The organism is Micromonospora sp. NBC_00389 (genome assembly GCF_036059255.1).
Lineage (GTDB): Bacteria > Actinomycetota > Actinomycetes > Mycobacteriales > Micromonosporaceae > Micromonospora.
In genome coordinates, this window is sequence record NZ_CP107947.1 from 2081686 (window position 1) to 2107119 (window position 25434).

24 protein-coding genes and 1 riboswitch are annotated in these 25434 nt (G+C 73.1%); of the genes, 12 read left to right on the forward strand and 12 right to left on the reverse strand.

The window, feature by feature from the left end; genetic code table 11:
• Nucleotides 1–175: 175 nt before the first annotated feature.
• Nucleotides 176–484 (forward strand): WXG100 family type VII secretion target, encoded by a 309-nt coding sequence (locus OG470_RS09930; protein ID WP_234590029.1) that lies wholly within the window; start codon nucleotides 176–178, stop codon nucleotides 482–484.
• Nucleotides 485–510: 26 nt separating this feature from the next.
• Nucleotides 511–789: a WXG100 family type VII secretion target gene (locus tag OG470_RS09935; RefSeq protein WP_328422947.1), complete on the forward strand. Its 279-nt coding sequence runs from the start codon at nucleotides 511–513 to the stop codon at nucleotides 787–789.
• A 72-nt stretch (nucleotides 790–861) separates the two neighbouring features.
• Here OG470_RS09935 and mycP read toward each other — a convergent pair whose 3' ends face one another.
• Nucleotides 862–2103, reverse strand: coding sequence for a type VII secretion-associated serine protease mycosin (gene mycP, locus OG470_RS09940; protein ID WP_328422949.1), 1242 nt, complete (start codon nucleotides 2101–2103; stop codon nucleotides 862–864).
• Between the two features lie 51 nt (nucleotides 2104–2154).
• On the reverse strand, nucleotides 2155–2490 hold the full coding sequence (locus OG470_RS09945; RefSeq protein WP_328422951.1) for a helix-turn-helix transcriptional regulator: 336 nt from the start codon (nucleotides 2488–2490) through the stop codon (nucleotides 2155–2157).
• A gap of 202 nt (nucleotides 2491–2692) precedes the next feature.
• Here OG470_RS09945 and OG470_RS09950 point away from each other — a divergent pair, with 202 nt between their 5' ends.
• Nucleotides 2693–3430: a carbonic anhydrase gene (locus tag OG470_RS09950; RefSeq protein ID WP_328422953.1), complete on the forward strand. Its 738-nt coding sequence runs from the start codon at nucleotides 2693–2695 to the stop codon at nucleotides 3428–3430.
• Between the two features lie 55 nt (nucleotides 3431–3485).
• On the opposite strand, the gene OG470_RS09955 is transcribed toward OG470_RS09950, so the two are convergent.
• The gene (locus OG470_RS09955; RefSeq protein WP_328422954.1) at nucleotides 3486–4505 is read right to left on the reverse strand and encodes a coiled-coil domain-containing protein; all 1020 of its coding nucleotides are present in this window, start codon (nucleotides 4503–4505) and stop codon (nucleotides 3486–3488) included.
• Between the two features lie 3 nt (nucleotides 4506–4508).
• Nucleotides 4509–4640, reverse strand: a riboswitch (cyclic di-AMP (ydaO/yuaA leader).
• A 166-nt stretch (nucleotides 4641–4806) separates the two neighbouring features.
• Nucleotides 4807–6171 (reverse strand): YibE/F family protein, encoded by a 1365-nt coding sequence (locus OG470_RS09960; RefSeq protein WP_328422956.1) that lies wholly within the window; start codon nucleotides 6169–6171, stop codon nucleotides 4807–4809.
• A gap of 311 nt (nucleotides 6172–6482) precedes the next feature.
• Between OG470_RS09960 and OG470_RS09965 the strand changes: the two genes are divergently transcribed.
• Nucleotides 6483–8570, forward strand: a complete 2088-nt coding sequence (locus OG470_RS09965) for a copper-translocating P-type ATPase (protein ID WP_328422958.1) — start codon at nucleotides 6483–6485, stop codon at nucleotides 8568–8570.
• A 6-nt stretch (nucleotides 8571–8576) separates the two neighbouring features.
• Here OG470_RS09965 and OG470_RS09970 read toward each other — a convergent pair whose 3' ends face one another.
• On the reverse strand, nucleotides 8577–8873 hold the full coding sequence (locus OG470_RS09970) for a metal-sensitive transcriptional regulator (RefSeq protein WP_328422960.1): 297 nt from the start codon (nucleotides 8871–8873) through the stop codon (nucleotides 8577–8579).
• A gap of 154 nt (nucleotides 8874–9027) precedes the next feature.
• Between OG470_RS09970 and OG470_RS09975 the strand changes: the two genes are divergently transcribed.
• The 7 genes from OG470_RS09975 to OG470_RS10005 all read left to right on the forward strand — a co-directional run bounded on the left by OG470_RS09975 (nucleotide 9028) and on the right by OG470_RS10005 (nucleotide 15158).
• Nucleotides 9028–9237 carry a heavy-metal-associated domain-containing protein gene (locus tag OG470_RS09975; RefSeq protein ID WP_328422962.1) on the forward strand — a complete coding sequence of 70 codons (210 nt, stop codon included), beginning with the start codon at nucleotides 9028–9030 and terminating at the stop codon, nucleotides 9235–9237.
• A gap of 16 nt (nucleotides 9238–9253) precedes the next feature.
• Nucleotides 9254–10225 carry a hypothetical protein gene (locus OG470_RS09980; protein ID WP_328422964.1) on the forward strand — a complete coding sequence of 324 codons (972 nt, stop codon included), beginning with the start codon at nucleotides 9254–9256 and terminating at the stop codon, nucleotides 10223–10225.
• A gap of 11 nt (nucleotides 10226–10236) precedes the next feature.
• Complete coding sequence (locus OG470_RS09985) at nucleotides 10237–12504, forward strand: heavy metal translocating P-type ATPase (protein WP_328422966.1); 2268 nt, start codon at nucleotides 10237–10239, stop codon at nucleotides 12502–12504.
• 84 nt (nucleotides 12505–12588) lie between these two features.
• Entirely contained in the window at nucleotides 12589–12762 is a 174-nt protein-coding gene (locus OG470_RS09990) for a CsbD family protein (RefSeq protein ID WP_252416040.1), read from the forward strand.
• Nucleotides 12763–12927: 165 nt separating this feature from the next.
• Entirely contained in the window at nucleotides 12928–13275 is a 348-nt protein-coding gene (locus OG470_RS09995; RefSeq protein WP_328422971.1) for an ArsR/SmtB family transcription factor, read from the forward strand.
• Nucleotides 13272–13550, forward strand: coding sequence for a hypothetical protein (locus OG470_RS10000; RefSeq protein WP_328422973.1), 279 nt, complete (start codon nucleotides 13272–13274; stop codon nucleotides 13548–13550). Before OG470_RS09995 ends, OG470_RS10000 begins: the two co-directional genes overlap by 4 nt.
• 132 nt (nucleotides 13551–13682) lie before the next feature.
• Entirely contained in the window at nucleotides 13683–15158 is a 1476-nt protein-coding gene (locus OG470_RS10005; protein ID WP_328422975.1) for an alpha/beta hydrolase, read from the forward strand.
• Nucleotides 15159–15288: 130 nt separating this feature from the next.
• Here the strand turns inward: OG470_RS10005 and OG470_RS10010 are convergent, their stop codons facing one another.
• The 3 genes from OG470_RS10010 to OG470_RS10020 all read right to left on the reverse strand — a co-directional run bounded on the left by OG470_RS10010 (nucleotide 15289) and on the right by OG470_RS10020 (nucleotide 18303).
• Nucleotides 15289–16542, reverse strand: a complete 1254-nt coding sequence (locus tag OG470_RS10010; protein WP_328422977.1) for an RNA polymerase sigma factor — start codon at nucleotides 16540–16542, stop codon at nucleotides 15289–15291.
• Complete coding sequence (locus OG470_RS10015) at nucleotides 16539–16895, reverse strand: YciI family protein (protein ID WP_328426259.1); 357 nt, start codon at nucleotides 16893–16895, stop codon at nucleotides 16539–16541. Before OG470_RS10015 ends, OG470_RS10010 begins: the two co-directional genes overlap by 4 nt.
• 148 nt (nucleotides 16896–17043) lie before the next feature.
• Nucleotides 17044–18303 (reverse strand): DUF2786 domain-containing protein, encoded by a 1260-nt coding sequence (locus OG470_RS10020; protein ID WP_328422979.1) that lies wholly within the window; start codon nucleotides 18301–18303, stop codon nucleotides 17044–17046.
• A 251-nt stretch (nucleotides 18304–18554) separates the two neighbouring features.
• On the opposite strand from OG470_RS10020, the gene OG470_RS10025 reads away from it, so the two are divergent.
• Complete coding sequence (locus OG470_RS10025) at nucleotides 18555–19496, forward strand: hypothetical protein (protein WP_328422981.1); 942 nt, start codon at nucleotides 18555–18557, stop codon at nucleotides 19494–19496.
• A 130-nt stretch (nucleotides 19497–19626) separates the two neighbouring features.
• Here the strand turns inward: OG470_RS10025 and OG470_RS10030 are convergent, their stop codons facing one another.
• From OG470_RS10030 to OG470_RS10045, 4 genes are read right to left on the reverse strand one after another with little or no spacing between them, the layout of a single operon-like run.
• Nucleotides 19627–20772: a CaiB/BaiF CoA transferase family protein gene (locus OG470_RS10030; protein WP_328422983.1), complete on the reverse strand. Its 1146-nt coding sequence runs from the start codon at nucleotides 20770–20772 to the stop codon at nucleotides 19627–19629.
• Nucleotides 20769–22937 (reverse strand): 3-hydroxyacyl-CoA dehydrogenase NAD-binding domain-containing protein, encoded by a 2169-nt coding sequence (locus tag OG470_RS10035; RefSeq protein ID WP_328422985.1) that lies wholly within the window; start codon nucleotides 22935–22937, stop codon nucleotides 20769–20771. The genes OG470_RS10030 and OG470_RS10035 overlap by 4 nt, the downstream gene beginning before the upstream one ends.
• Nucleotides 22938–22951: 14 nt before the next feature.
• Entirely contained in the window at nucleotides 22952–24166 is a 1215-nt protein-coding gene (locus OG470_RS10040; protein WP_328422987.1) for an acetyl-CoA C-acetyltransferase, read from the reverse strand.
• Nucleotides 24156–25322: an acyl-CoA dehydrogenase family protein gene (locus OG470_RS10045; protein ID WP_328422989.1), complete on the reverse strand. Its 1167-nt coding sequence runs from the start codon at nucleotides 25320–25322 to the stop codon at nucleotides 24156–24158. The genes OG470_RS10040 and OG470_RS10045 overlap by 11 nt, the downstream gene beginning before the upstream one ends.
• Nucleotides 25323–25434: the final 112 nt, after the last annotated feature.

Below are 25434 nucleotides of genomic sequence, written 5' to 3' on the forward strand. Positions count from 1 at the left end.
ATCCACCTGACCCGATTCACCAGTATCCATGGAACGCGGCCGGTCAGGGCTGCGCGGGCTGGACAGCTTCCGCTACGGTCTCTACTGGAGTGTCCGTCGGTGGGGTGTTGCTACCTTGCCGCGGGGGAGGGGTGCGGCAAAGCCGCCGCCACAACAAGACGGAAGGGTGTGAAGCATGGCGTTCGAGGTCGAAGCTGCGACTCTGCATACTGCCGCGAGTGACGTGCGGTCCACGCGCAGCGAGGTCGACGGCGAGCTGAAGAAGCTGTGGAACGTAGTCGACGACCTGGCCATGGCGTGGAAGGGTCAGGCGTCCACGGGCTTCCAGTCGTTGATGACGCGCTGGAACGAGGACACCGTCAATCTGCTGACGGCGATGGACAACATCGCTGACCTGCTCGACAAGTCGGGTACGACGCACCAGGTCAACGACGAAGAGCAGCAGCAGATGCTGGACAAGTTCCACTCTGCTCTCAACCCGTGATCCCGTAGCCAGCAGAGGAGGAAACCATGGCTATCAAAGTTGACTACGCGGTCCTCGAGAGCAGCAACCAGCAGATGCAGGCCATCTCGAAGACTCTCGAAGAGAAGCTCGACACGCTGCGGCAGATGCTGAGCAAGCTCGAGTGGGACGGCCAGGACCGGGCTGCCTACGAGCAGCACCAGGCCAAGTGGGACTCGTCGGTCCGGGACATCAACCGGATCCTGAACGAGATCGGTGGTGCCGTCGGCATCGCCCGTGAGAACTACCTCACCACCGAGATGAGCAACTCGAAGGTGTGGGGCTGAGGCAAGCGCCGATGCGGCTCCGGTCCGGTTCCACCGGGCCGGAGCCGCATTGCGTTGTGCCGTCCGGCGCCGTCAGCCGGCGACCGGTGAGTCGGTGCGCCGGCCCGGGCGCCAGCCGCGTCGGCGACCCCGGATCATGATCGGCCGGGCGGCCAGCAGTAGCACGGTGAGCAGACCGCCGGCCGCCGCCGCCCAGATCGCGGCGGTGCGCTGCCAGCCCAGCGGGTCGTCCGGGCGGGCGGGCGGCGGGAGCGCGCCAGCGGGCGGGTCCGTCCGGGTGCCCAGCAGGCTCGACAGCGCCCGGTATGGGTTGACCACGCCGTAGCCGACCTCCGCGTTGTGCCCGTCCGGCGGGTTGTCCGCCGTCCGTTCCAGCCGCTCGGCGATCTGCTGTGGACGGAGGTCCGGGTAGGCCGCCCGGACCAGCGCGGCCACACCCGAGACGTACGCGGCGGCGAAGCTGGTGCCGCCGGTCGGCTCGGCGCGGTAGCCGCTGCCGCCCGGTGCCGGGCCGACGATGTTCAACCCCGGGGCGGCGACGTCGACGTAGGTGCCGCTGACCGAGGTGCCCACGTGGCCGCCCTGCTCGTCCACACCGGCGACCGCGATCACCCCGGGGTACGCGGCCGGGTAGGCCGGCTTGTCCTCCTGCTGTTCCTGCCGGTTGCCGGCGGCGGCGACGAGCACGACACCCTTGGCGAGCGCGTTCTCGACGGCCTCCGCCAGCTCGGGGCGGGGCAGAGTCACCAGCGACAGGTTGATCACGTCGGCGCCGTTGTCGACCGCCCAGTCGATGGCCGCAGCGATCTGCCCGGGTAACGCCTCGTCGTTGGTGCCCTTGGCGTCCGGCAGCACCCGGATCGGCAGGATGCGGGCGGCCGGTGCGATGCCGCTGAACGGGACGCCGGTGCCCTCCCGGCCGGCGATGATGCCGGCCACCATCGTGCCGTGCCCGACCAGGTCGCACTGGCCCTGGTTGGCCGGCAGGCTGTTGAAGTCGCGGCCTTCCATCACCTGGCCCTTGAGCAGCGGGTGGATGGCGGAGACTCCGGAGTCAATCACCGCCACGGTCACCCCGGCGCCCCGGGACAGCGGCCACGCCGAGGACGGCTCCAGTCGGCGCAGTGCCCATGGCATCTCCACCAGGCCGTCCTCGCCGGCGGGGCCGCAGGTGGGCGGTGCCGCGGCCGCTGGGGAGGGAGCCACCAGGGCGGCGCCGAGTAGGGCCGCCAGCGTTCCACTGAGGACCCCTCGGATGGCACGGCCGGTGTGGCGGGACGGATCGGTCGCGCTTGACGGCAGGCATTCGCGCACCCACAGAGATTACCGCTGTGCTCCCTCGGGCCGCGGCCCGAGGGACGGCGGTCAGGACGGGTGGGTGGCTGCTGAGGCGGGCGTCTCGGCGAAGAGCGCGAGCAGATCGCCGACCTGACGGTCTGCTTCGGCGGGGTGCCGGAACCGGCCGGCCGGGTTGAGGGTGTACTCGTTGCGCCGGCCGACCCGGGTGCGGTGCAGGTAGCCGCCGGCCTCCAGGTCCGCGACGATCGCCTGTGCGGCCCGCTCGGTCACGCCGACCTCGGCCGCCACGTCGCGCAGCCGGGCGGTGGGGTCGCGGGCGATGGCCAGCAGGACGTGTCCGTGGTTGGTGAGGAACGTCCAGTTCCGGCCGCTGCCGGTGTCGCCCGCCGCCGTGCTCGCCATCGTGGGTCCGCCTCTCCGGTTGTCCGCCCTGGCCTCGGTGGCACCTCCGAAGGGCCGGCCCAGGGCCAACGTATGAAATCTAACTCACGCATATCTTGACGCATCTTGTGGTGCGTGTGACCGTGGAGCCCGAGCCAGCGCCCGCCGCCGGCCCGGCTGAAGAGCCATTTGAGCAGGTCAAACGCGTGAGACGAGGTGCGGGATGAGTAGTCCCGGTACACCCGGCGGTAAGCCGGGTCCGCAGCGGGCCACCGACCGGGCGCCGGCGCTCACCGAGCCGGCCCGGGCGTACGCCGAGCTGGCCGCCGGCAACCGGCGCTTCGTCAGCGGCGCCCCGCGCCACCCCAACCAGGACGCCGGGCACCGGGCGGCGGTCGCCGACGGACAGCACCCGTTCGCGGTGATCGTCGGCTGCTCCGACTCCCGACTGGCCGCCGAGATCATCTTTGACCGAGGGCTGGGCGACCTCTTCGTGGTCCGCACGGCCGGGCACACGACCGGCCCGGAGGTGCTGGGCAGCGTGGAGTACGCGGTGACCGTGCTCGGCACTCCGCTGGTGGTGGTGCTCGGCCACGGCTCCTGCGGTGCGGTCCAGGCGGCCCGGGAGGCGGCCGCCACCGGCACCCCGCCCCGGGGGCACCTGCGTGCCGTGGTCGACGCCGTGCTGCCCAGCCTGCGTCGCGCCGAGGCCGAGGGGGTGGACGACATCGACGGCATCGTCGACATTCACATCGCGCAGACCGTCGAGGCGCTGCTCGGCCAGTCGCCCGTGCTGGCAGCCGAGGTGGCGCAGGGGCGCTGCGCGGTGGTGGGGGTGTCGTACCGGCTCGCCGCCGGCGTGGTGCGCCCGGTGGCCGCCGTACCGGCTACCGCCACGGCGCTCGACGTACCGACCGGGCCCAGCACGGCGGCCGGCCCGACCGCGCCCGCCGCCGCCTGACGAGACGAGGGCCGCCCCGCGACGCGGGACGGCCCTTCGACGGGTGGACATGCGGTCAGAGCATCGACATGTGTACGTGGTCGGTGTGGTTCGACGGCCCGCTGTACGACTTCCAGCCGGTCGCCGGGAACCAGATCTGTCGGTTCCAGATCACGTAGTAGATACCGAGCCGGTCGGCGTTGCGGATGAGGAACGCGGCCACGTTGTTGCCGTACGTCCGGGTGTCCTCGTTGTGCCACGGGCTGAAGCCGCTCTTCTGCAACGACCAGTCGCAGGCGCGGCCCTTCGGGTGCTCCCACGGCCCGCCGGAGCGGTAGCAGCCGACGAACCGGTTGAAGCCGGCCCGCTTGACCTCCTTGTACGCGTGCAGCGTGCGCGGGGTGACGCAGCCGGAGGTGGTGGGGTCGTTCTCGCTGCACGACTCGGACTTCCAGTCACCGTCGGCGGTCCGGTTGGGGCCGATCCGGGCGACCGGCGAGGTCGCCGACACCAGGCCGCCGGTGAAGCCCTTCCCACCGACCAGCGCGAGTGCCTTGTCGGCGTCGCGCTTCTCCTTCGCCATCAGGGCGGTCTGCTTCTGCTGCTCGCGGACCTCCGCGTCGAGGGCCAGCTTGGCCTGCTCGGCGCGGGACTTCACCGTGTTGACCTCGGAGAGCTTCTTCTCGTTGACCATGTTCATCTCGTCGAGCACCGCGGCGCGCTGGACGAACGAGTCGGGGGCGTCGCTCTCCAACAGCATCGCGATCGCGCCGATCCGGCCGCTCCGGTACGACTGGGCGGCGATCTGCCCGACCTGGGGGGCCAGCTTCTCCAACTCCGCGTTGGCCCGGTCGACCTCCGCCGCCAGCTCAATCTGCCGCTTCTTGGACTTGTCCAACTTGGACTTGGCGGCAGAGTAGTCGCGGTTGGCCTTCTCGATCACGTCGTTGAGCAGCGCGGGCTCGCCGTCCTCCTCGTGCCCGGACGGTGTGGGGGTCGTCGGGGCGGCGTGCGCCGGGAGGGGGCCGGCGAGCACGGTCAGTGCGGCGATCACGGCCACCACGGGTGTCAACCAGCGGCGTAGGGGTGCCGTCACAATATTCCCTTCCGTCGACCGCCGACCGGGTTAGCTGACGGGTTCGGGGCGGAAGTGGCCCCTACCGCTGACGCGGATTCACCCCACGTGCCTGGGTCCCCGGCTCGCCAGCTGGCGATTGGGCGGTGGCACCGCAGGCGCTGCGTCGCGCCTTCAGCGGTAACCGGCAGCGAGGTTACCCGAGAGTCGACCGGCTGAGCTACGTCCAGATGCCGACTAAAAGCGTCATTTCGCCATGGCGCTGAGTGACCAGTGACGCGGTTCTCAGGGCGGATGCCCCACCTCGTCACGCTGAGGAGTGTCACCATGCCGTCTCCGTGCTCCTGTCCGGCTCGTGCCACCGGTCGGTGGCGGTGGTTGGGGGTGTGGCCCGCGCCGGATCGGGTCCGGTTGGGTCGGGTCGACCCGTGCGCGGTGAGCTGAGTGCGGCCAGTGCCTCCGCGCGGTCCGGCCTGGGTCGCTCGGCGGGCGGCTCGGCACCCGACCGGCCGGCTGCGGTCACCACGGCGGCCAGTCCGGTGGTCAGCGGTACGGCGGCGATGAGGCCGAGCGTGGCGACCGCGCTGCGGACGATCTCCTGCGCGAGGAACTCGCTGGTCAGGATCTGCCCGAGCGGCCGCGAGTCGGCGGTGAGCAGGAGCAGTAGCGGCAGTGAGGCGCCCGCGTACGCCAGCACGATGGTGTTGACGGTGGAGGCGATGTGCGCCCGGCCGACTCGGGTGGCCGCCCGGTAGAGCTGCAACCGGGTCAGCCCGGGGTTGGCGTTCGCCAGCTCGGTGACGGTGGCCGCCTGGGTGACCGTCACGTCGTCGAGGACCCCGAGCGAGCCGATGATGATCCCGGCGAGCAGCAGGCCGTGCAGGTCCACGTTGGCCTGGAACATCGACAGCGTGGTGGCGTCCTCGCTCCCGAAGCCGGTGAGGTGGGTGGCGGCGGTGGCGATGGTGGCGAGCACGCCGGTCAACACCAGGCTGCCCAGGGTGCCGAGCACCGCGACCGAGGTCTGCGCGGTGACCCCGTGCGTCAGGTAGAGCACCACGAACATGATCAGGGCGGCGCCGACCACCGCCACCAGCAGCGGTGATCGGCCAGCGCCGATCCCCGGGAGCACGAAGGTGAGCAGGATGGCGAAGCTGGCGGCCAGCCCGGCCAGCGCGGCCAGGCCCCGCCACCGGCCGAACGCGACGATCGCGGCGGCGAAGACCACCGCCAGCCAGACCAACGGCGTGCCGCGCTGGTGCTCCGCGATGTTCCAGCTGCTGGCGACGGGATCGGCCGGATCGGTCAGCTCGACCAGGATGACCTCGTCACCGACCTCGACCCGGGGTGCGCCGGGTCCGTCCGGCACCGGCGTCTGGACCTGCTGGCCGGCAGCCGGCCCGTCGGCCACCCGGACGTCCACGGTGCCGCACAGCCCGGCCCCGGCGTCCGGCGTGCCCTCGGGACTCGGTGCGGCCGGCGGGCACGGCTCGGTCACCACCCGGGTCACCGTGCCGTGGTAGCGCGGCACGTCCGTGCCCCCGGCGGTCTGCGGCGACCCGTCGCGTGGCCAGAGCACCACCGCGGCGAGCACGGTGGCGACGAAGAGCGGTACCACGGTCGCGATGAGGATCCGTCGTACCCGGGGCGGGGCGGACGGAGTGGAACGGCTGTGGTCGGAACCCAATGCGAGACTCCCAACGATCCGGTGCGGGGTACGTGCCGGCGGGCCGGTCGGTTCACCGCCGCTGCGGGAATGCGGCGACGGGCATGACGAATCGCTGGGTGGCGACATGACGGCTACGGACGGTGAGTGCTCGGCACGGTCGACCGGAGGCGACGCCACATCGTGGCGGCGTCGGCGCCCGACTGCGTAGCGAGGTCCGGAGGGCCATCGTGGGAAATGCTAGCCAGCCCGACCCGCGGACGCAGGTTGTGGCGGGGTGTCGCGCGGTCGAACCGCCCGCACGGCGGTGACCGGACCGGCATGTTGGAGTCATGTCCGCTCCGTCACAGCCCGAGCCCGACCGTCCCGGCAGTCACCAGCAGCACGCCGGGTCCGCCGGGCCGAAGCAGCATGACGAGCACGCCGGGCATGACAAGCACGCCGGGCACGACCCGGCGATGTTCCGCCGTCGGTTCTGGGTCTGCCTGGTGCTCACCGTCCCGGTGGTGCTGACGAGCGACCTGGTGCTGGACCGGCTCGGCCTCCGGCTGGACGTACCGGGGCGCTCCTGGGTCGGGCCGGTGCTCGGCTCGGTCGTGTTCTGGTGGGGTGGCTGGCCGTTCCTGGTCGGTGCGGTCCGCGAGGTGCGGGACCGGGCGCCGGGCATGATGCTGCTGGTCGCGATGGCGATAACCGTCGCCTACACCGCGTCGCTGGCCACCAGCCTGGGAGCCTTCGACCTGGACTTCTGGTGGGAGCTGGCCGCGCTGGTCACCATCATGCTGCTCGGGCACTGGCAGGAGATGAAGGCCATCGGGCAGGCCCGGGGCGCACTCGCGGCGCTGGCCGCACTGCTGCCCGACGAGGCCGAGCGGGTGACGGCGGACGGGCGGGTCGAGGCGGTGTCGGTGGCCGAGCTGCGGATCGGCGATGTGGTGCTGGTCCGGCCCGGGGGCCGAGTACCGGCGGACGGCCGGATCGTGGACGGCGGCGCCGAGCTGGACGAATCGATGATCACCGGCGAGTCGCGTCCGGTCGCCCGGTCGGCAGGGGACCGGGTGGTCGCCGGCACCGTCGCCACCGACTCGGCGATCCGGGTCCGCGTCGAGGCGCTGGGTGAGCAGACCGCGCTCGCCGGCATCCAGCGGATGGTCGCGCAGGCGCAGCGCTCCGGCGGGCGGGCACAACTGCTGGCTGACCGGTTCGCCGCCGCGCTGTTCTACGTGGCCACCGGCACCGCGGTGCTGACCGTGCTGGTCTGGACCGCGCTCGGCGAGCCGGACGAGGCGGTGGTCCGCGCGGTCACCGTCCTGGTGATCGCCTGCCCGCACGCGCTCGGTCTGGCCATCCCGCTGGTCGTCGCGCTCTCCACCGCGCTGGCCGCGCGATCCGGGATCCTGGTCAAGGACCGGTTGGCGCTGGAGCGGATGCGGACCGTGGCCGTGGTGCTCTTCGACAAGACCGGCACCCTGACCCGGGGCGAGCACGCGGTCACCGACGTGGTGACGGTGCCCGGCGTCGGGCGGGACGAGGCGCTGCGGATCGCGGCCGGCGTGGAATCCGACAGCGAGCATCCGCTGGCCCGGGCGATCGTGGCGGCGGCCGGACCCGCCGGCCCGACCCGGGCCGCCGGGTTCCGGTCGCTGCCGGGTCGCGGCGTGCAGGCCACCATCGACGGTACGGAGTACGCGGTGGGCGGGCCGGCGCTGCTGCGGGAGCTGGGCCTGTCGCTTCCGCCCGAGTTGGACGCGGCGACCGGGCGATGGTCGGCGCGGGGTGCCGCCGTGCTGCACCTGGTACGGCTGCCGGACACGGTGCTTGGCGCGTTCGCACTGACCGACGAGGTGCGTCCGGAGGCCCGTCAGGCCATCGTCGAGCTGCGCACCGACGGCGTCCGGACCATCGCCATGATCACCGGTGATGCCCGACCGGTGGCCGAGGCGGTGGCCGCCGACCTCGGCTTCCGGCCCGGCGTCGACGAGGTCTTCGCCGAGGTGCTGCCGGCGGAGAAGGACGACCGGGTTGCCGAACTCCAGCGGCGGGGGTTGACCGTGGCGATGGTCGGCGACGGGGTGAACGACGCCCCGGCGTTGGCTCGTGCCGACGTGGGCATCGCGATCGGCGCGGGCACCGATGTCGCGATCGAGTCCGCCGGGGTGGTGCTGGCGTCGTCGGACCCGCGCGGGGTCGGTGCCGTGGTCCGGCTCTCCCGGGCGTCGTACCGCAAGATGCGGCAGAACCTGGCCTGGGCGGCGGGCTACAACGTGGTGACGCTGCCGCTGGCGGCCGGTGTGCTGGCCTGGGCGGGGGTGGCGTTGAGCCCGGCGCTGGCGGCGGTGCTGATGTCCGCGTCCACCATCGTGGTGGCGCTCAACGCCCAGTTGCTGCGCCGGGTACGCCTCGCCCCGGAGCGCGGCTGAGAGCCCTCAGCCGCGCTTCATCAGCCGGCCGACCGCCGCCATCATCTCGGAGGCCATCTCGTCGGCCCTGCCCTCGGCCGCTCCCTCGTGCATGCAGTGCCGGGCGTGCCCGTCGAGCAGGCCCAACGCCACCTTGTCCAAGGCGGCCTGGATCGCGGAGATCTGGGTGAGCACGTCGATGCAGTAGCGGTCCTCGTCGACCATCTTCTCGATGCCACGGACCTGCCCCTCGACGCGGCGAAGCCGCGTGAGCAACTGGTCCTTGCTGGCGGTGTATCCGCGGATCGGGGTGGGTGTGGTCATGACGACCAGGATAGCGTACCCCTGGGGGGTATGGTACGGTCGTCTCCTGCCGCGATACCCCAACCGGGTACCGGTACAGGCAAAGGCGGAGGTCCGTCTCCAGGTTACCCCCCGGGGGTATAAGCTCGGAGGCGGCAGAGGGGAGATCAGTCCGATGGTCAACACGACGTACCAGGTGCAGGGCATGACCTGTGGGCACTGCGTCAGCGCGGTCAGCGCCGAGGTGGGCGCCATCACGGGGGTGAGCGACGTCCAGGTCGACCTTGCCACCGGCCGGGTCACCGTCAACAGCGACCAGCCACTGGACATGGAGACCGTCCGGGCCGCCGTCGACGAGGCCGGCTACAACCTCGTCGACGCCTGATCCCGGGGAGCCCGACATGAACACGGTGACCAGACTGGGCGGGTTCGCCCTCGGCCTCGCAGCGGTCTTCGGCGCGGCGTACGGGATCGGCCAGGTGACCGGCCCCGCCGCCCCGGTCGCCGAGAGTCGGCACGACGGCGGAGCCGCCCACGAGCCGGACCCGGCGGGCCACGCGGAGGCGGTCGACCGGTTCCCCGGCGGGCTGCTCGTCTCCGACCAGGGCTACACCCTCGAACCGGTCGCCGCCCCGGCAGGCGAGTTCGCCTTCCGGATCGGCGGCCCGGACGGCAAGCCGGTGACCCGGTACGACGTGGCGCACGACAAGCAGATGCACCTGATCGTGGCCCGACGGGACCTCTCCGGCTTCCGCCACGTGCACCCCGACCTGACCCCGGACGGCACCTGGCGGGTCGCCACCCCGCTGGCCGGCCCCGGGCAGTGGCGGGCATTCGCCGACTTCACCCCGATCGGGGGCGAGCCGCTGACCCTCGGTGTGGACGTGACCGTCCCCGGAGCGCTGACCGAGCGACCGCTGCCCGCCCCGACGACCAGCACCACCGTCGACGGCTACACGGTCACCCTGACCGGCGCGCCGCAGCCCGGCCGCACCTCACCGCTGACCCTGACCATCAGCCGGGACGGGCAGCCGGTCACCGACCTGGAGCCCTACCTGGGCGCGTACGGGCACCTGGTGGCACTGCGCCGGGGCGACCTGGCGTACCTGCACGTGCACCCGGACGGGGTGCCCGGCGACGGGCGGACCCCACCCGGCCCGGCCGTCACCTTCCTCGCCGAGGTGCCCTCGGCCGGCACGTACCGGCTCTACCTCGACTTCCGGCACGGCGGAGCGGTGCACACCGCCGAGTTCACCGTCGTGGCCGGCACCCCGACGACCGGCACCCCGCCGACCGGTGGCGAGCCCACCCCGAGCGGGCCCGCACCGACCGGTGGCACCGACCACGGCACCCCCGGCCACGGGCACAACTGACGGGATTGACGATGACCACCACCAGCAGCAGACCGCTGCCCGAGGCGCCGAACCGGATCGAGCTGGCGATCGCCGGGATGACCTGCGCCGCCTGCGCCGCCCGGATCGAGAAGAAGCTGAACCGGATGGACGGGGTCAGCGCCACCGTCAACTACGCCACCGAGAAGGCCACCGTCCGGTACGACGACGGCGTCACGCCGGACGACCTGATCGACACGGTCCGGAAGACCGGCTACAGCGCCGCGCTGCCGCCCCCGCCGGCCGCCGCCGGGCCGACCGAGCAGCCGGTGGACGCGCTGCGCGGGCCGCGTACCCGGCTCTGGGTTTCGGTGGCGCTCAGCGTGCCGGTGATCCTGCTGGCCATGGTCCCGGCCTGGCAGTTCGACTACTGGCAGTGGCTGTCGCTGACCCTGGCCGCCCCGGTGGTGGTCTGGGGTGGACTGCCCTTCCACCGGGCCGCCTGGACCAACCTGCGGCACGGCGCGGCGACCATGGACACCCTGGTCTCGCTCGGCACCCTCGCCGCGTTCGGTTGGTCGCTCTGGGCGCTCTTCCTCGGCGACGCCGGGATGTCCGGGATGACGCACCCGTTCCGCTTCGACATCACCCGCACCGACGGCGCCGGCAACATCTACCTGGAGGCGGCCGCCGGGGTGACGGTGTTCATCCTGGCCGGCCGCTACTTCGAGGCCAGGTCCAAGCGGACCGCCGGCGCCGCCCTGCGCGCCCTGCTCGAACTCGGCGCCAAGGAGGTGGCGGTGCTGCGCGACGGGGTGGAGACCCGGATCCCGGTGGAGCAGCTCGCCGTCGGCGATCGGTTCGTGGTCCGCCCCGGCGAGAAGATCGCCACCGACGGGGTGGTCGACGAGGGCACCTCGGCCGTCGACGCCAGCATGCTCACCGGCGAGTCGGTGCCGGTCGAGGTCGGCCCGGGCGATGGCGTTGTCGGCGCCACGATCAACGCGGGCGGCCGGCTGGTCGTCGCCGCCACCCGGGTCGGCGGGGACACCCAGCTCGCCCGCATGGCGGACCTGGTCGAGCAAGCGCAGAGCGGCAAAGCGGCCGTACAGCGGCTGGCGGACCGGATCTCCGGCGTCTTCGTGCCGATCGTCATCACGCTCGCCGCGGGCACCCTCGGCTGGTGGCTCGGCACCGGGGCCGGACCGACCGCCGCCTTCACCGCGGCGGTGGCCGTGCTGATCATCGCCTGCCCGTGCGCGCTCGGCCTGGCCACGCCGACCGCGCTGCTGGTCGGCACCGGCCGGGGCGCCCAGCTCGGCGTGCTGATCAAGGGGCCGGAGGTGCTGGAGTCGACCCGGCGGGTGGACACCGTGGTGCTGGACAAGACCGGCACCGTGACGACCGGCCGGATGACCCTCGTGGACGTGGTGCCAGCGGCCGGGGAGGACCGTGCCGAGCTGCTCCGGCTCGCCGGGGCGGTGGAGGCCGCCTCCGAGCACCCGATCGCCCGGGCGGTCGCTGCGGGCGCCGCCGACGCCGGGGCGCTGCCCCCGGTGACCGGCTTCGTCAACCTCGAAGGGCTGGGCGTGACCGCCACCGTCGACGGGCGGGCGGTGGTGGTCGGCCGACTCCGGCTGCTGCGGGAGCGCGGGCTCGACGTACCGCCGGAGATCGAGCAGGCGGTAACCGACGCGGAGGCCGCCGGCCGGACGGCGATCCTCGCCGGCTGGGACGGGCGGGCTCGGGGCGTGCTCGCGGTCGCCGACGTGGTCCGGCCGACCAGCCGGGCGGCCGTGGCCCGGCTGCGCGCCCTGGGGCTCACCCCGGTCCTGCTGACCGGGGACAACGTCACCGTGGCCCGGGCGGTCGCCGCCGAGGTGGGCGTGGACGAGGTGATCGCGGAGGTGCTGCCGGCCGGCAAGGTCGACGTCGTCAAACGGCTCCAGGCCGAGGGTAGGTCGGTGGCGATGGTCGGCGACGGGGTCAACGACGCCCCGGCGCTGGCCCAGGCCGACCTGGGCCTCGCCATGGGCACCGGCACCGACGTGGCGATCGAGGCGTCCGACCTCACCCTGGTCCGCGGTGACCTGGACGCCGCGGTGGACGCCATCCGGCTGTCCCGGCGCACGCTCGGCATCATCCGGGGCAACCTGTTCTGGGCGTTCGGGTACAACGTGGCGGCTCTGCCGTTGGCTGCCGCCGGGCTGCTCAACCCCATGATCGCGGGCGCCACGATGGCCTTCTCCTCGGTCTTCGTGGTGGCCAACAGCCTGCGCCTGCGCCGGTTCCGTTCGGCAGCCGGCGGTGACGGGTTGTGACGTTCCTCGGGTCGTAAATGGTTGGGCCGTCCGTGGCGGGGGTACTGCTGATGGCGTAGCGACGCTCGCAATGGAGGTTCGCAAATGGGTATCGACGACAAGATCAACAACGCCAGCGAGGACGCGGCCGGCAAGATCAAGGAAGGCGCCGGCCGGGCCACCGACAACGAGCGCCTCGAGGCCGAGGGTCGCAACGACCAGGCCGGGGCCAAGCTCAAGCAGGCGGGCGAGAAGATCAAGGACGCCTTCAAGAGCTGACGTACGACGCACTCCACACGCCGGGCCGGTGATCGATCACCGGCCCGGCGTGCTTTCTGTCCGACCCCGTGTGGTGACCCTGAGATCCCCCTGATCCCGTCCGGAACCCCTGGCCTCCGTGCGCCCTCACCCGCTAACTTCTGTTCGCATGTGCAAGGGCAGGTTATGAGTGCTGGTCCGCCGCCGACCGGCGACGACCTGGTCCGGGTGCTGGCCACCCTGGCCAACCCGCACCGGCTGCGGATCGTCGCCGCGCTGGCTCGGGAGCGCGCCTACGTCAGCGGGCTGGCCCGGCAACTGGGCATCAGCCGGGCGCTGTTGCAGGTCCACCTACGGAAGCTGGCGGCGGCCGGGCTGGTCACCGCCAGCATGGAGTTGTCGGAGGACGGAAAGGCCATGAACTACTACGAGGTGAAGCCGTTCGTGCTCACACTCACCCCCGAGATCATCGCGGCGGCGGTCGAGACGCTGACCGTGCCCGACTCGGCCGAGCAGCCCGGAGCGGACCGATGACCGGGATGAGCGACCACGACTGGACCGAAGTGGTCGGCGCGATCGGCATCTTCGCCCTGCTGATCACCGTGTTCGCGGTAACCGTCGTCCAGATCTCCAAGACCCGACGGGCCCGGCTCGAATCAGCCCGCTCGGACGACTACCGCCGGCTCGCCGAGACGGCCGCCCAGGCGCAGGCGGAGAACGCCCGTCTGCTCGCGGCGCTGGACGGCCGGCTGGGCGGAATGGAATCCCGGATGACCACACTCGAACGCGTGCTGCGCGAGGTCGACTGACCCCGGCGGACCAGAGACCAGAGACCCCGGGCCGTCGAGCGGCTACTCGACGGCCCGGATGGAAGTAGCACCACCTCGCCCAGTGGGCGAGTTCTTCCCGGTGACGCTCCTTCGAGGAGAGGACAGCACTTGATGCTGCGTCTACGCAAATCCGCCGTCGGCTGGGCGGTCGCCCTGGCCATCACGGCCACCGCCCTGGCCCCGGCCAGCCCGGCCACCGCCCGACCCCAACCGCCGCCCAGCATCGACTGGCAGCCGTGCCCCAAGGACGCCACCGCCGAGTGCGGCACTCTGTCGCTGCCGGTGGACTGGCACCAGCCCCGGGGGGAGCGGTTCGACCTGGCGCTGGCCCGCCGGGTCGCCACCGATCCGGCCGCCCGCACCGGCACCCTGGTGTTCGGTCCTGGTGGGCCGGGCGACAGCGGAGTCGACCGGGTGGTGACCGGCAGTTCACGGTTCAGCGCCGAGCTGCGCCGCCGGTTCGACATCGTCAGCTTCGACCCACGCGGCACCGGCCGCAGCCACCCGGTGATCTGCTCCAGGGACCTGCTCGCCCGGCAACCCCAACTGATCGCCGACCAGGCTCAGTTCGATGCCACACTGGCCAACAACGCGCTGCTGCGGGCCGACTGCCGGGCCCGCACCGGGCCGCTCTACGACCACGTGGACACCACCAGTGCCGCCCGCGACCTCGACGCGGTCCGCGCCGCGCTGGGCGAGCGGCGGCTGACCTTCCACGGCAGCTCGTACGGCACCCTGCTCGGCACCCGGTACGCCGAGCTGTTCCCCGACCGGGTCCGGGCCGTGGTGCTGGAGGCCGCGATGGACCACAGCGTCGACACCCGCGCCTTCCTCGACACCCAGGCGGTCACCACGGAAGGCGCGTTCGACGAGTTCGTGGCCTGGTGTGCCGGGTCCACCGGCTGCGTCCTCAACGGGCGAGACGTCCGTGCGGTCTGGGCAGGGTTGCACGGCCGGGCCGAGCGTGGCGCGCTGACCGACCCGGACCGAGGTGGGGCCGTGTTGCCCCCGTTCGAGCTGAGCCGCCTCGCCCACCGGAAGCTCTACGAGACGCGGTGGTGGCCGGAACTGGCCGAGTGGATCGTGAAACTGGAGGCCGCCACCACCACGCCGAGCGCCGGCCCGCCGGCCGCCACGCCGACGGACGATGCCGTGGCTCCGTACCCCTTCGCGGTCTTCTGCCAGGACTGGAGCCTGCCCGTCCGCGACTACCAAGAGTACGCCGGACACCTGGGCCGGATGGCCCGGCTCGCTCCCGACCTGCGCTACCCGCCGGCCCTGTTCGCCCTCGTCACCTGCCTGGGCACCCCGACGCCGGTCGCCAACCCGCAGCACCGCCTGCGGGTACGCACCGACGTGCCGCTGCTGATCGCCGCCACCTTGCACGACCCCGCCAGCGGCTACAACTGGGCCACCAACGTGGCGCGACAACTGGGTAGGCACGGCGTGCTGCTCACCTACCAGGGGTGGGGGCACGGCAGCTACACCACCAGCCCGTGCGTGGGGCAAGCCGTCGACTCCTACCTGATCGACGGAGTGGTGCCCGGCCCCGGCACCCGCTGCCCGGCCATCGAGCCCGAGGTGTGACCGTGCGCCGTCGGCCGTCGGGTGGTCAGCTCCGCCCGACGGCCGGCGGCGTGACCGCCGGCTGGGAGACCGGCAGTCCGGGCGGGTCGACGACGGCCGGACCAACCGCACCGTTGGCCACCGCCGGACCTCATCGGTGCCCCGCCAGTCGGGCGGCCCGCAGCTCCAGGTACCGCTGCTCGGGCAGGCTGGTGGTGCCCCGCGCCGCCGCGACGTACGCGTCACGCGCCGCGCCGGGCTCACCGGCCAGCTCCAGCAGGTGGGCCCGGACCGCGGCGAGCCGGTGGTGCCCGGCGGTGCGCTCGTCGGCATCCAGGGGTGTGAGCAGGGCCAGCCCGGCCAATGGCCCGTCCACCATGGCCACCGCCACCGCCTGGTTGAGGGTGACCATCGGGTTCGGCGCGATCCGGGCGAGCAGCCGGTAGAGCGCGACGATCTGCGGCCAGTCCGTCACCGCCGCCGTCGGCGCCTCGGCGTGCACCGCGGCGATCGCCGCCTGGAGCTGGTACGGGCCGGGCGGCGACCAGGTCAACGCCTCGGTGATCAGCGCGATCCCCTCCGCGATGGCCGTCCGGTCCCAGAGTGTGCGGTCCTGCTCGGCCAGCGGCACCAACTCCCCGTCCGGGCCGACCCGGGCCGCCCGGTGCGCGTCGGTGAGCAGCATCAGCGCCAGCAGTCCGGCAACCTCGCCCTCGTCCGGCAGCAGCCCGTGCAGGATGCGGGCCAGCCGGACCGCCTCGCCGGTGAGTTCGGCCCGGTGCAGGTCCGGCCCGCTGGACGCGGTGTACCCCTCGTTGAAGATCAGGTAGAGCACCCGGAGCACCGTGCGTAGCCGCTCGTGCCGCTCATTCGGTGCGGGCATGGTGAACCGGGCGCCGGCGACCTCGATCCGCTGTTTGGCCCGGCGGATCCGCTGGCTCATCGTCGTCTCCGGCACCAGGTGCGCCCGGGCGATCTGGGCGGTGCTGAGACCGCCGACCGCGCGCAAGGTGAGCGTCACCTGTGCCGTGGGGGTCAGCGCCGGGTGGCAGCAGAGGAACAGCAGGGTGAGCGTGTCGTCGGCGTCCGCCACCGCCGGCTCCGCGTCGGCCGCCGGCGCCACCCCGGCGTACGCCGGCTCGCGCAACGCCACCGCCACCTCGCGGTCCCGGCGGGCGCTCTCGCTGCGCCACTCGTCGGTGAGCCGGCGGGTGGCGACGGTGAGCAGCCAGGCGCGGGGATTGTCCGGTACGCCCTGGCCGGGCCACTGCGTGGCGGCGGCGAGCAGCGCCTCCTGGACCGCGTCCTCGCACCGGTCGAACTGGCCGTGCCGACGGACCAGCAGGCCGAGGAGCTGCGGCGCGAGCGTGCGCAGCAGCTCCTCGACCGTCCGGTCCTCGGTCACATCTCCGTCCCGGCCTGGTTCATGATCGGGCGAACCTCCATGGCGCCGCCGAAGCGCACGTCCGGCCAGCGGGCGGCGATCTCGGCGGCCCGCTCGGGGGTGTCGCAGTCGACGGTCAGGTAGCCCGCGAACTGCTCCTTGCTCTCCATGAACGGCCCGTCAATGACCTCCGGGTGGCCGCCAGCGAGCCGGACCGTCAACGTCTGCGACGGGTTGGCGAGCGCCTGCCCGTCGACCAGCTCGCCGGTCTCGGTCAGCTCCTTCATGATCTCGTCGACCTCGCCGAACAGGACGGTGCGCTCCCGCTCGGACAGCTCCTCGGTGAAGCCGGGCCGGTTCCAGATCAGCAGCATGTACTTCACGGCGATGCTCCTCAGGTCCTGGTCGCGCCCCGGTCGGGGCGCGGCTCACCGGAGGGTCGGAGCCGAAACTCCGTTCCCTACCGACTACCGAAGAACATCGCAGAATTTTTTCGACGGTGGCGGTCCCACACCGGGCGGGTCAGCGCGGGTCGGGCCGGCCGGGTACCTGTCGGGGTGGTGGTCGCCCGCCGCCGACGTCCAGCGACGCCCGGTCGGCGGCAGAGGTGCCGGACGACCAGCCCTCGGCGTCGCGGACGCTGAGCCGGTGCCGGGTGACGCCGGGGAAGAGCGTGTCCAGGCGCTCCCGGACCGCCTCGCCGCGCGCCGCGAGCACCGGCAGCAGCCGCTCCGGGCCGGCCGTCTCGGCCGCCGCCCGGTCCGCCGCCTCGGTGGCCGCCCGCAGCCGCTCGCCGATCCGCAGCGCGAACGCGTTGAGGAAGGACTCGTCCCAGACGCGGGTCCGCCGCCCGGCCCCGGGCCGGCGCTCGGCCCGTCCGCGCAGCATCGCGGCGGTGGCCTGGACCAGCAGCGAGGTGTACAGCAACTCCACCGCCACCAGGTCGGCCGGCCAGCCCAGCACCGTGGCGAAGCCGAGGTCGTCGGACCAGACCGCCTCGCACCGGTTCGCCGCCGCCACCTCCTGCACCAGGAGGGCCTTGGCTCCCGCGTACGGGGATTCGGTGCCGAGCCGCACCCCGCCGGGCAGGTCGCCACGATCGGCCCCGGCGGCCAGCAGCGCCTCGTCGATGCTGTGCCGGGCGATCAGCTCCTGCGCCTTGCCGGTCAACGCCTCGGCCTCGGCCGGGAAGGTGGTCGACTCGGCCTTGGCCAGCAGCGCCCGTACCCGGTCGAGCATCGGTGACCCACTGCGGGCCCGGCCGGCCGGTCGGCTGGCGGCCGCCGCGCCGGTCGTGCCGGGTGGCGGGCGCAGCACCGCGATGGGCGGCAGGCTCTCCACCAGCACCAGGGTGTCCACCGCCACGCGTAGCGCGTCGATGCGGTCCAGCCCTTCCCGGGCCGACCAGCCGGCCAGCATGCCACGGTCGTCGTCCCACCAGACCTCGACGGCCAGCTCGCCCAGCTGCTCGTCCCACCAGTCCGGGACCGGCCCGGCCTGGTCGCGCCGCTGGGCGGCCATCGCGTCCCGGACCAGCCGGGCCTGGCGTGCTCCGAGCCGTCGGGTGGTGAGCCGGTCCAGGTCCACCGGCTGCCAGCCGCGTGGCCAGAGCCGCCCCACGCTGCGGACCAGGCGACGCAGCAGCGCCACGTCCACCGCCGCCGTGCCGTCCGCCGCGCCGGTGCCGACCATCAGCCGGTCCAGCTGCCGTTCGGCCTGGCGTACGTCGGTGCCGCGCACCGCTGCGAGCGCGTCGGCGACGAGTTCCTCTGCGTCCGGCACGGGCACCTCCTTCTCGGGTTCCGCTGCCGGCGAGGCTTCCGGCCCGACCCCAGCTCCATGATCATGCCGTTAGCCGGGTCGGAGGCGCGAAACGGGGATGTTGTCGCCCCCGGACGGCAAGCAGCGGAGAGTCGGGGTACATCGACCGCTGTGACGAAACGGCCGGCGCGAACGCTTGATCTTGGGATGGGTACGGAGGCCCGTCCCGGCCCGGGTCGCGCCGGCCGATACCTGCGACAGACGAGGATCTGATGCATCCCACTTCTCATCCGGCACGTCGACGGCACCTCGCCACGGCGGTCAGTCTCGGCGCACTGGCGTCGCTCGTGACCGCGGTCCTACCCGCGTCGCCCGCCGTCGCTGCACCGCCCCGGGCGGACCTGGTGGTCACCGCCACCGCCGTCGCCCCCCGCGACCAGGTCGTCGACGTGGGCGGTGGAGTCACCGTCGAGGTCGAGGTCCGGAACGCCGGCACCAGGTCGGCGCCGGAGGTCACGCTCGCCTACGGCCTGCCGTCCGGCGCCTACTTCACGGACGGCAACGCCGTCCCCGAGGGCTGGAGCTGCGACTTCGGCGCAGCCGCCACCTGTACGTATGGAGCGCTGGCCGCGGGGGCGAGCGCGCCACGACTGCGCTTCGACCTCTCCTTCCCACCCGCGCCGACGGGCACCACCTCGGCGGTGACCGCGACCGCGAGGACGACCAGCACCGAGCTCTCCACGGCCAACAACGTGGGCGAGGCAACGATCACCTACATCCGGGGGGTGACCGACCTGGAGATCACCGCGGTGCAGGCGAACCCCGCTCAGGTGATCGTCGGCGACACCGTGAACATCTCCGTCCAGGTACGCAACGCCGGGAACATGAAGGCGGAGGACGTCCACGTCACGGTGCCGCTGCCCGACGGCTTCACTCGTGTGGCGGAGCCGAACAGCAGCCCCTGGTACTGCGAGTTCGGCGACGATCCGGTCTCCGGCCAGCCGGCCTGGGACTGCCTGTTCTACGGGATGGTGGAGGGGTACACCCCCGATCCACTGGAACTGACGGCCGCGGTCGCCAGCGGTGCGCCTGGTGACGTCGCGACCGTGACCGCCCGGGCGACGACGATCTCGCCGGAGGACGACCTCTCCGACAACACCGCTCAGGGCACCATCGTGATCCTGGAGCCGGCGACGGTGCGCGGCACGGTCTGAGCGTCGATCCAGGATTGGTGGCTCCTGCCGCCCAGGATCTCGGCCCCCGCGCTGCGTCGACCGGTTGTCGGCGCAGCGCGGGGGCCAACCGTGCTGCGGGCGGTACGGCCGTGGTGCGCCCCGCCCGGGCTCACTGCCAGTCGGTGAGGATCGTGTCGACCGGCAGGACGTCCCGCTCCGGGTCCGGTGCTGGGGTTGGCTGGCCGGTCGGCGTCCGGTCGAAGCGGGGTGCCGGGGCCGGCTGGATCTCGCCGCCCACGTCGACGAAGGTGCCCCGGGCGGCGTTGTGCGGATGCCGGTGTGCCTCGCGGGGGGCGAGCACCGGCGCGACGCAGGCGTCCAGGTCGGCGAAGACGGCCCTCCACTCGTCGCGGGTCCGCTCGGCGAAACGCTCGGTGAAGCGCCGGCGCAGCTCGTCCCAGCCGCTCGGGTCGTACTGGGCGGGCAGGTCCGCCTCGTCGGCGAGGCCGAGGCCGGTCAGCAGCTCGGCGTAAAAGGCCGGCTCCATCGCGCCGACGGCCATGAAGCCGCCGTCGGCGGTGCGGTACGTGTCGTAGAACGGCGCCCCGCCGTCGAACATGTTGTGTCCGCGCGGCGCTTCCCACAGGCCGGTGCTGAGCAGCCCGTGCAGGAACGCGGTGAGCAGCGCCGAGCCGTCCACCATCGCCGCGTCGACCACCTGGCCGGCACCGGAGCGTTCCCGTTCCAGCAGCGCGGCCAGCACTCCCACGGCGAGCAGCATGCCGCCCCCGCCGAAGTCGCCGAGCAGGTTCATCGGCGCGTACGGGCGCTCGCCGGCCCGACCCAGTGGCTCCAGCGCACCGGCCACCGCGATGTAGTCGATGTCGTGCCCGGCCCGGGGCGCCAGCGGCCCGTCCTGGCCCCAGCCGGTCATCCGCGCGTACACCAGCCGGGGGTTGCGGGCCTGGCAGACTTCGGGCCCGAAGCCCAGCCGCTCGGCCACGCCCGGCCGGTACGCCTCGACCAGCACGTCCGCCCGCTCGACCAGGCGCAGCAGGTCCGCCACCCCGGTCGGGGATTTCAGGTCCAGCGCGGTGACCCGCCGGCCGCGCTGCAACGGCCCGCCGGTCGGCGCGGCCAGCCGCCCCGCACCCGGGCCGCCCGGCCGGTCCACCCGCACCACGTCCGCGCCGAGGTCGGCGAGCACCATGCAGCCGAACGGCGCCGGGGCCAGGCTGGCCAGCTCGACCACCCGCACTCCGGCCAGCGGCCCGCCGCGCGCAGAGTCGCCCGCCGGCTCGTTGGACGCCGTCATGCGGCGCTCACCGTTTCGGCGGGGCGGGTGGCCGAGGCGGCGAGCCGGTCGGCCAGGTCGTCGGGGGGCGTGAACCGGTCGCCGTAGCGGGCGGCCAGCTCGGTGGCGCGGGCCGCGAAGCCGGCCGGGCCGCCCGCGTACTGCCGGACGTAGCGGATCACCCCGCCGGTCCAGGCCGGGAAGCCGATGCCGAAGATCGAGCCGATGTTGGCGTCGGGCTCGGTCCGCAGCACCCCCTCGTCGAGGCAGCGCAGCGCGTCGAGCGCCTCGGCGAAGAGCATCCGCTCCTGGAGGTCGGTGAACGGCACGGCACGGCCCGAGTCGGTGGTCAGGTCGGCGAGACCGGTCCACAACCGGCCCCGGGTGCCGTCGTCGTACCCGTAGAAGCCGCGCCCTGCGGCACGCCCCGGCCGGTCGTACGCGTCGACCAACTCGTCCACGAGCCGGTGCGCCGGCAGTGGCAGGAAGCCTTCGCCGGCCGCCTCGAACTGTCGACGGATCCGCTGGATCAGGGTGAGGCTCACCTCGTCGGCCAGCGCCAGCGGCCCGGTCGGGTAGCCGGCCTGCAGGGCGGCCTGCTCCACCGAAGCGGCCGGCACCCCCTCGGCGACCATGCCGACCGCCTCGTCGATGAACCGGCCGATCACCCGGCTGGTGAAGAAGCCGCGGCCGTCGTTGACCACGATCGGGGTCTTGCCGATCCGCCGGCCCAGGTCGAACGCCCGGGCCAGCGCGGTGTCGCTGGTCCGCTCGCCGACCACGATCTCCAGCAGCGGCATCCGGTCCACCGGGGAGAAGAAGTGCATGCCGATGAAGTCGTCCGGCCGGTCCACCCCGGCGGCCAGCCCGGTGATCGGCAGGGTGGAAGTGTTGGAGGCGAGCAGCGCGTCCGGCGCCAGCACCGGCAGCACCTCGGCGAAGACCGTCCGCTTCAGCGCCGGGTCCTCGAAGACCGCCTCGATCACCGCGTCGCAGCCGGCCAGCGCGTCCACCTGGTCGGTGGTGGTGATCCGCTCCAGCACGGCCCGGGCGTCGGCCTCCGTCGCGCGGCCCTTGCGGACCTTCCGGGCCAACAGCCGCTCGGCGTGCTCCCGGGCCCGGCCCGCGGCCTCCGGCGAGACGTCCCGGACCACCACGTCCAGCCCGGCGCTGGCGCAGGCGTACGCGATGCCCGCGCCCATCATGCCGGCGCCGAGCACCGCCACCCGGCGTACCGGGGAGACGGTGACTCCGGACGGTCGGGCCGCACCGCCGTTGACCGCCTTCAGGTCGAAGAAGAACGCACCGATCATGTTCTTGGCGACCTGCCCGGTGAGCAGGCCGATCAGGTGCCGGGTCTCCACAGTGAACGCGGTCTCCAGGTCGACCTGCGCCCCCTCGACGGCGGTGGCCAGGATCGCCTCGGGTGCGGGCAGCCGGGCACCCTTGAGCTGCTTGCGCAGGGTCGCCGGGAAGGCCGGCAGCTGGGCGGCCAGTGACCGGCTGGCCGGGCTGCCACCGGGCATCCGGTAGTCCGGTCGGTCCCACGGCTGGGTCGGGTGGGGGTTGGCGGCGATCCAGGCGCGGGCCCGGTCCAGCATCTCCTCCGGGGTGGCCACCACCTCGTCCACCAGCCCGGCAGCCAACGCGTCGGCCGGGCGCATCCGCCGGCCGGTGAGCAGCACCGTGGTCAACGCCCCGGCCAGGCCGAGCATCCGTACCGTCCGGGTGACGCCGCCAGCGCCGGGCAGCAGGCCCAGGGTCACCTCGGGCAGCCCGAGTCGGCTGCCGGGCGCGTCCAGCGCGACCCGGTGGTGGCAGGCGAGCGCGATCTCCAGGCCGCCACCGAGCGCCGAGCCGTTGACCGCGGCGACCACCGGCCGGCCCAGCGTCTCCAGCCGGCGCAGGTCCCGCTTGATGGTGCCGAGCAGCTCGGCCAGCGCGGGCGCGTCGGCGCGGGTCGCCCGGACCATCTCCGGCAGATCGCCGCCGGCGAAGAAGGTCGACTTCGCGCTGGTCACGATGACCCCGGTCAACTCGTCGCGCTCGGCCTCCAGCCGGTCCAGTACCGCGCTCATCGACGCGGCATACGCCCGGTTCATGGTGTTGGCGGACTGGTCGGGGTCGTCCAGGGTGAGCGTGACGATGCCGTCGGCGCCGCGGTCGTACCGGATGGTGTCGGTCATGGTCGTCCTCCGGGTCAGCAGCGCTCGATGACGGTGGCGACGCCCATGCCGCCGCCGATGCAGAGGGTCACCACGGCGCGCCGCAGGTCACGGCGCTCCAGCTCGTCCAACGCGGTGCCGAGCAACATCGCGCCGGTGGCGCCGAGCGGGTGGCCGAGGGCGATCGCACCGCCGTTGACGTTCACCCGGTCCGGGTCCAGGCCCAGGTCGCGGACGTACTTGAGCACCACCGCGGCGAACGCCTCGTTGATCTCGAACAGGTCGATGTCGGCGAGGGTCAGCCCGGCGGCGGCGAGCGCCTTGTGGGTGGCCGGGATCGGGCCGGTCAGCATCAGCGTCGGGTCGGCGCCGGTGACCGCCGCGCCGACGATCCGGGCGCGCGGGGTGAGGCCGAGGTCCCGGCCCACCTCTGCCGAGCCGATCAGCACCAGCGCCGCGCCGTCCACGATGCCGGACGAGTTGCCGGCGTGGTGGACGTGCTCGATCGCCTCCAGCCAGTGGAACTTCTGCAACGCCACCGCGTCGAAGCCGGCCGCCTCGCCCATCGTGGCGAAGGACGGGGTGAGCCGGCCCAGCGCCTCCCGGGTGGTCTCCGGGCGGAGGTGCTCGTCCACGGTGAGGATGTCCAGCCCGTTGCCGTCGCGTACCGGCACCACCGAGCGGGCGAAGTGCCCGCCGGCCCACGCCTTGGCGGCCCGCTCCTGCGAGCGCAGCGCGTAGCCGTCCACGTCGTCGCGGGTGAAGCCCTCCATGGTGGCGATCAGGTCGGCGCTGACGCCCTGCGGCACGAACGAGGTGACCAGCGCGGTCTGCGGGTCGGTGGCCCAGGCCGCGCCGTCGGAGCCCATCGGCACCCGGGACATCGACTCCACCCCGCCCGCGAGCAGCAGGTGTTCCCAGCCGGAGCGGATCCGCGCGGCGGCGGCGTTGACCGCCTCCAGCCCGGACGCGCAGAACCGGTTGAGCTGCACCCCGCCCACCTGGTCGGGCAGCCCGGCCAGCAGCGCGGCGGCCCGGGCCAGGTCGCCGCCCTGCTCACCCACCGGGGTGACGATGCCGAGCAGCAGGTCCTCCAGCCGGTCGACGTCCAGGCCGGGGTTGCGCTCGCGCAGCGCGTCGATCAGGCCGACCACCAGGGAGATCGGCTTGACCCCGTGCAGCGCGCCGGTGTCCCGGCCGCGTCCGCGCGGGGTGCGGACCGCGTCGTAGACGTACGCCTCAGAGGGCACGGGCGATCAGCTCCTTCATGATCTCGTTGGTGCCGCCGTAGATCTTCTGGACACGGGCGTCGGCGTACATCCGGGCGATCGGGTACTCGGTGGTGTAGCCGTAACCGCCGAAGAGTTGCAGGCAGCGGTCGATGACCTCGCACTGGCCGTCGGTGAGCCACCACTTCGCCATCGCGGCGGTGGCCACGTCCAGGTCGCCGCGGGTGTGCCGGACGATGCAGTCGTCCAGGAAGACCCGGCTGACCCGGGCGCGGGTGGCACACTCGGCGAGCACCATCCGGGTGTTCTGGTGGCCCATCAGCGGCTTGCCGAAGGCGGTGCGTTCCTTGGTGTACGCGACGGTCAGCTCGACGGCGCGTTCCATGGCGGCGACCGCGCCGACGCTGATCACCAGTCGTTCCTGCGGAAGCTGCTGCATGAGCTGGATGAAGCCCAGCCCTTCGGCACCGCCGAGCAGGTTGTCCGCCGACACCCGGAACTCGTCGAAGAACAGTTCGGCGGTGTCGTTGGCGTGCAGACCGATCTTGGACAGCAGCCGGCCCCGGCGGAAGCCCGCCGGGTCGCCTCCGACCTCGCAGACCAGCAGCGAGACACCGGCCGCCCGCTGCTCGGGGTCGGTCTTCACGGCCACGATGATCAGATCCGCGAGCCCGCCGTTGGTGATGAACGTCTTCGCGCCGGTGACCAGATAGTCGTCGCCGTCGCGGATCGCCCGGGTACGCATTGCCTGGAGGTCGGAGCCGCCGTCCGGCTCGGTCATCGCGATCGCGCCGACCAACTCACCGCTGCACAGGCCGGGCAGCCAGCGCCGCTTCTGCTCCTCGCTGCCGTACGCCACCAGGTAGCCGGTGACGATGCCACTGTGGACGGCCAGCCCGAGGCTGCCCTCCCCGGTGTACGCCTGCTCGTGCAGCATCACCGCCTCGTGGGTGAACCCGCCGCCTCCGCCGCCGTACTCCTCCGGCACGGAGAGGCCGAGCAGCCCCAGCTCGCCGGCGCGCCGGTAGTGCTCGCGGTCCGGATGGCCCTGCGCCAGCAACCGGTCGGCGTGCGGCAGCACGTCCTTGGTGAAGAAGGTGCGGGCCAGATCGGCCAGGTCGTCGTGCTCCGGTTCGCGCCAGGGCGAGGGGGGACCGTCGGATGCGAGCGTCGGCATGTGCATCACCCTCGCGCGCTGTTGACGGCATGTCAATAAGTCTCGATCAACAGCCGTTCACAGGCCGTCGGGCCGTCCGCCAAGGGCAGATGTTCGCAGTCCGGCAGCGGCA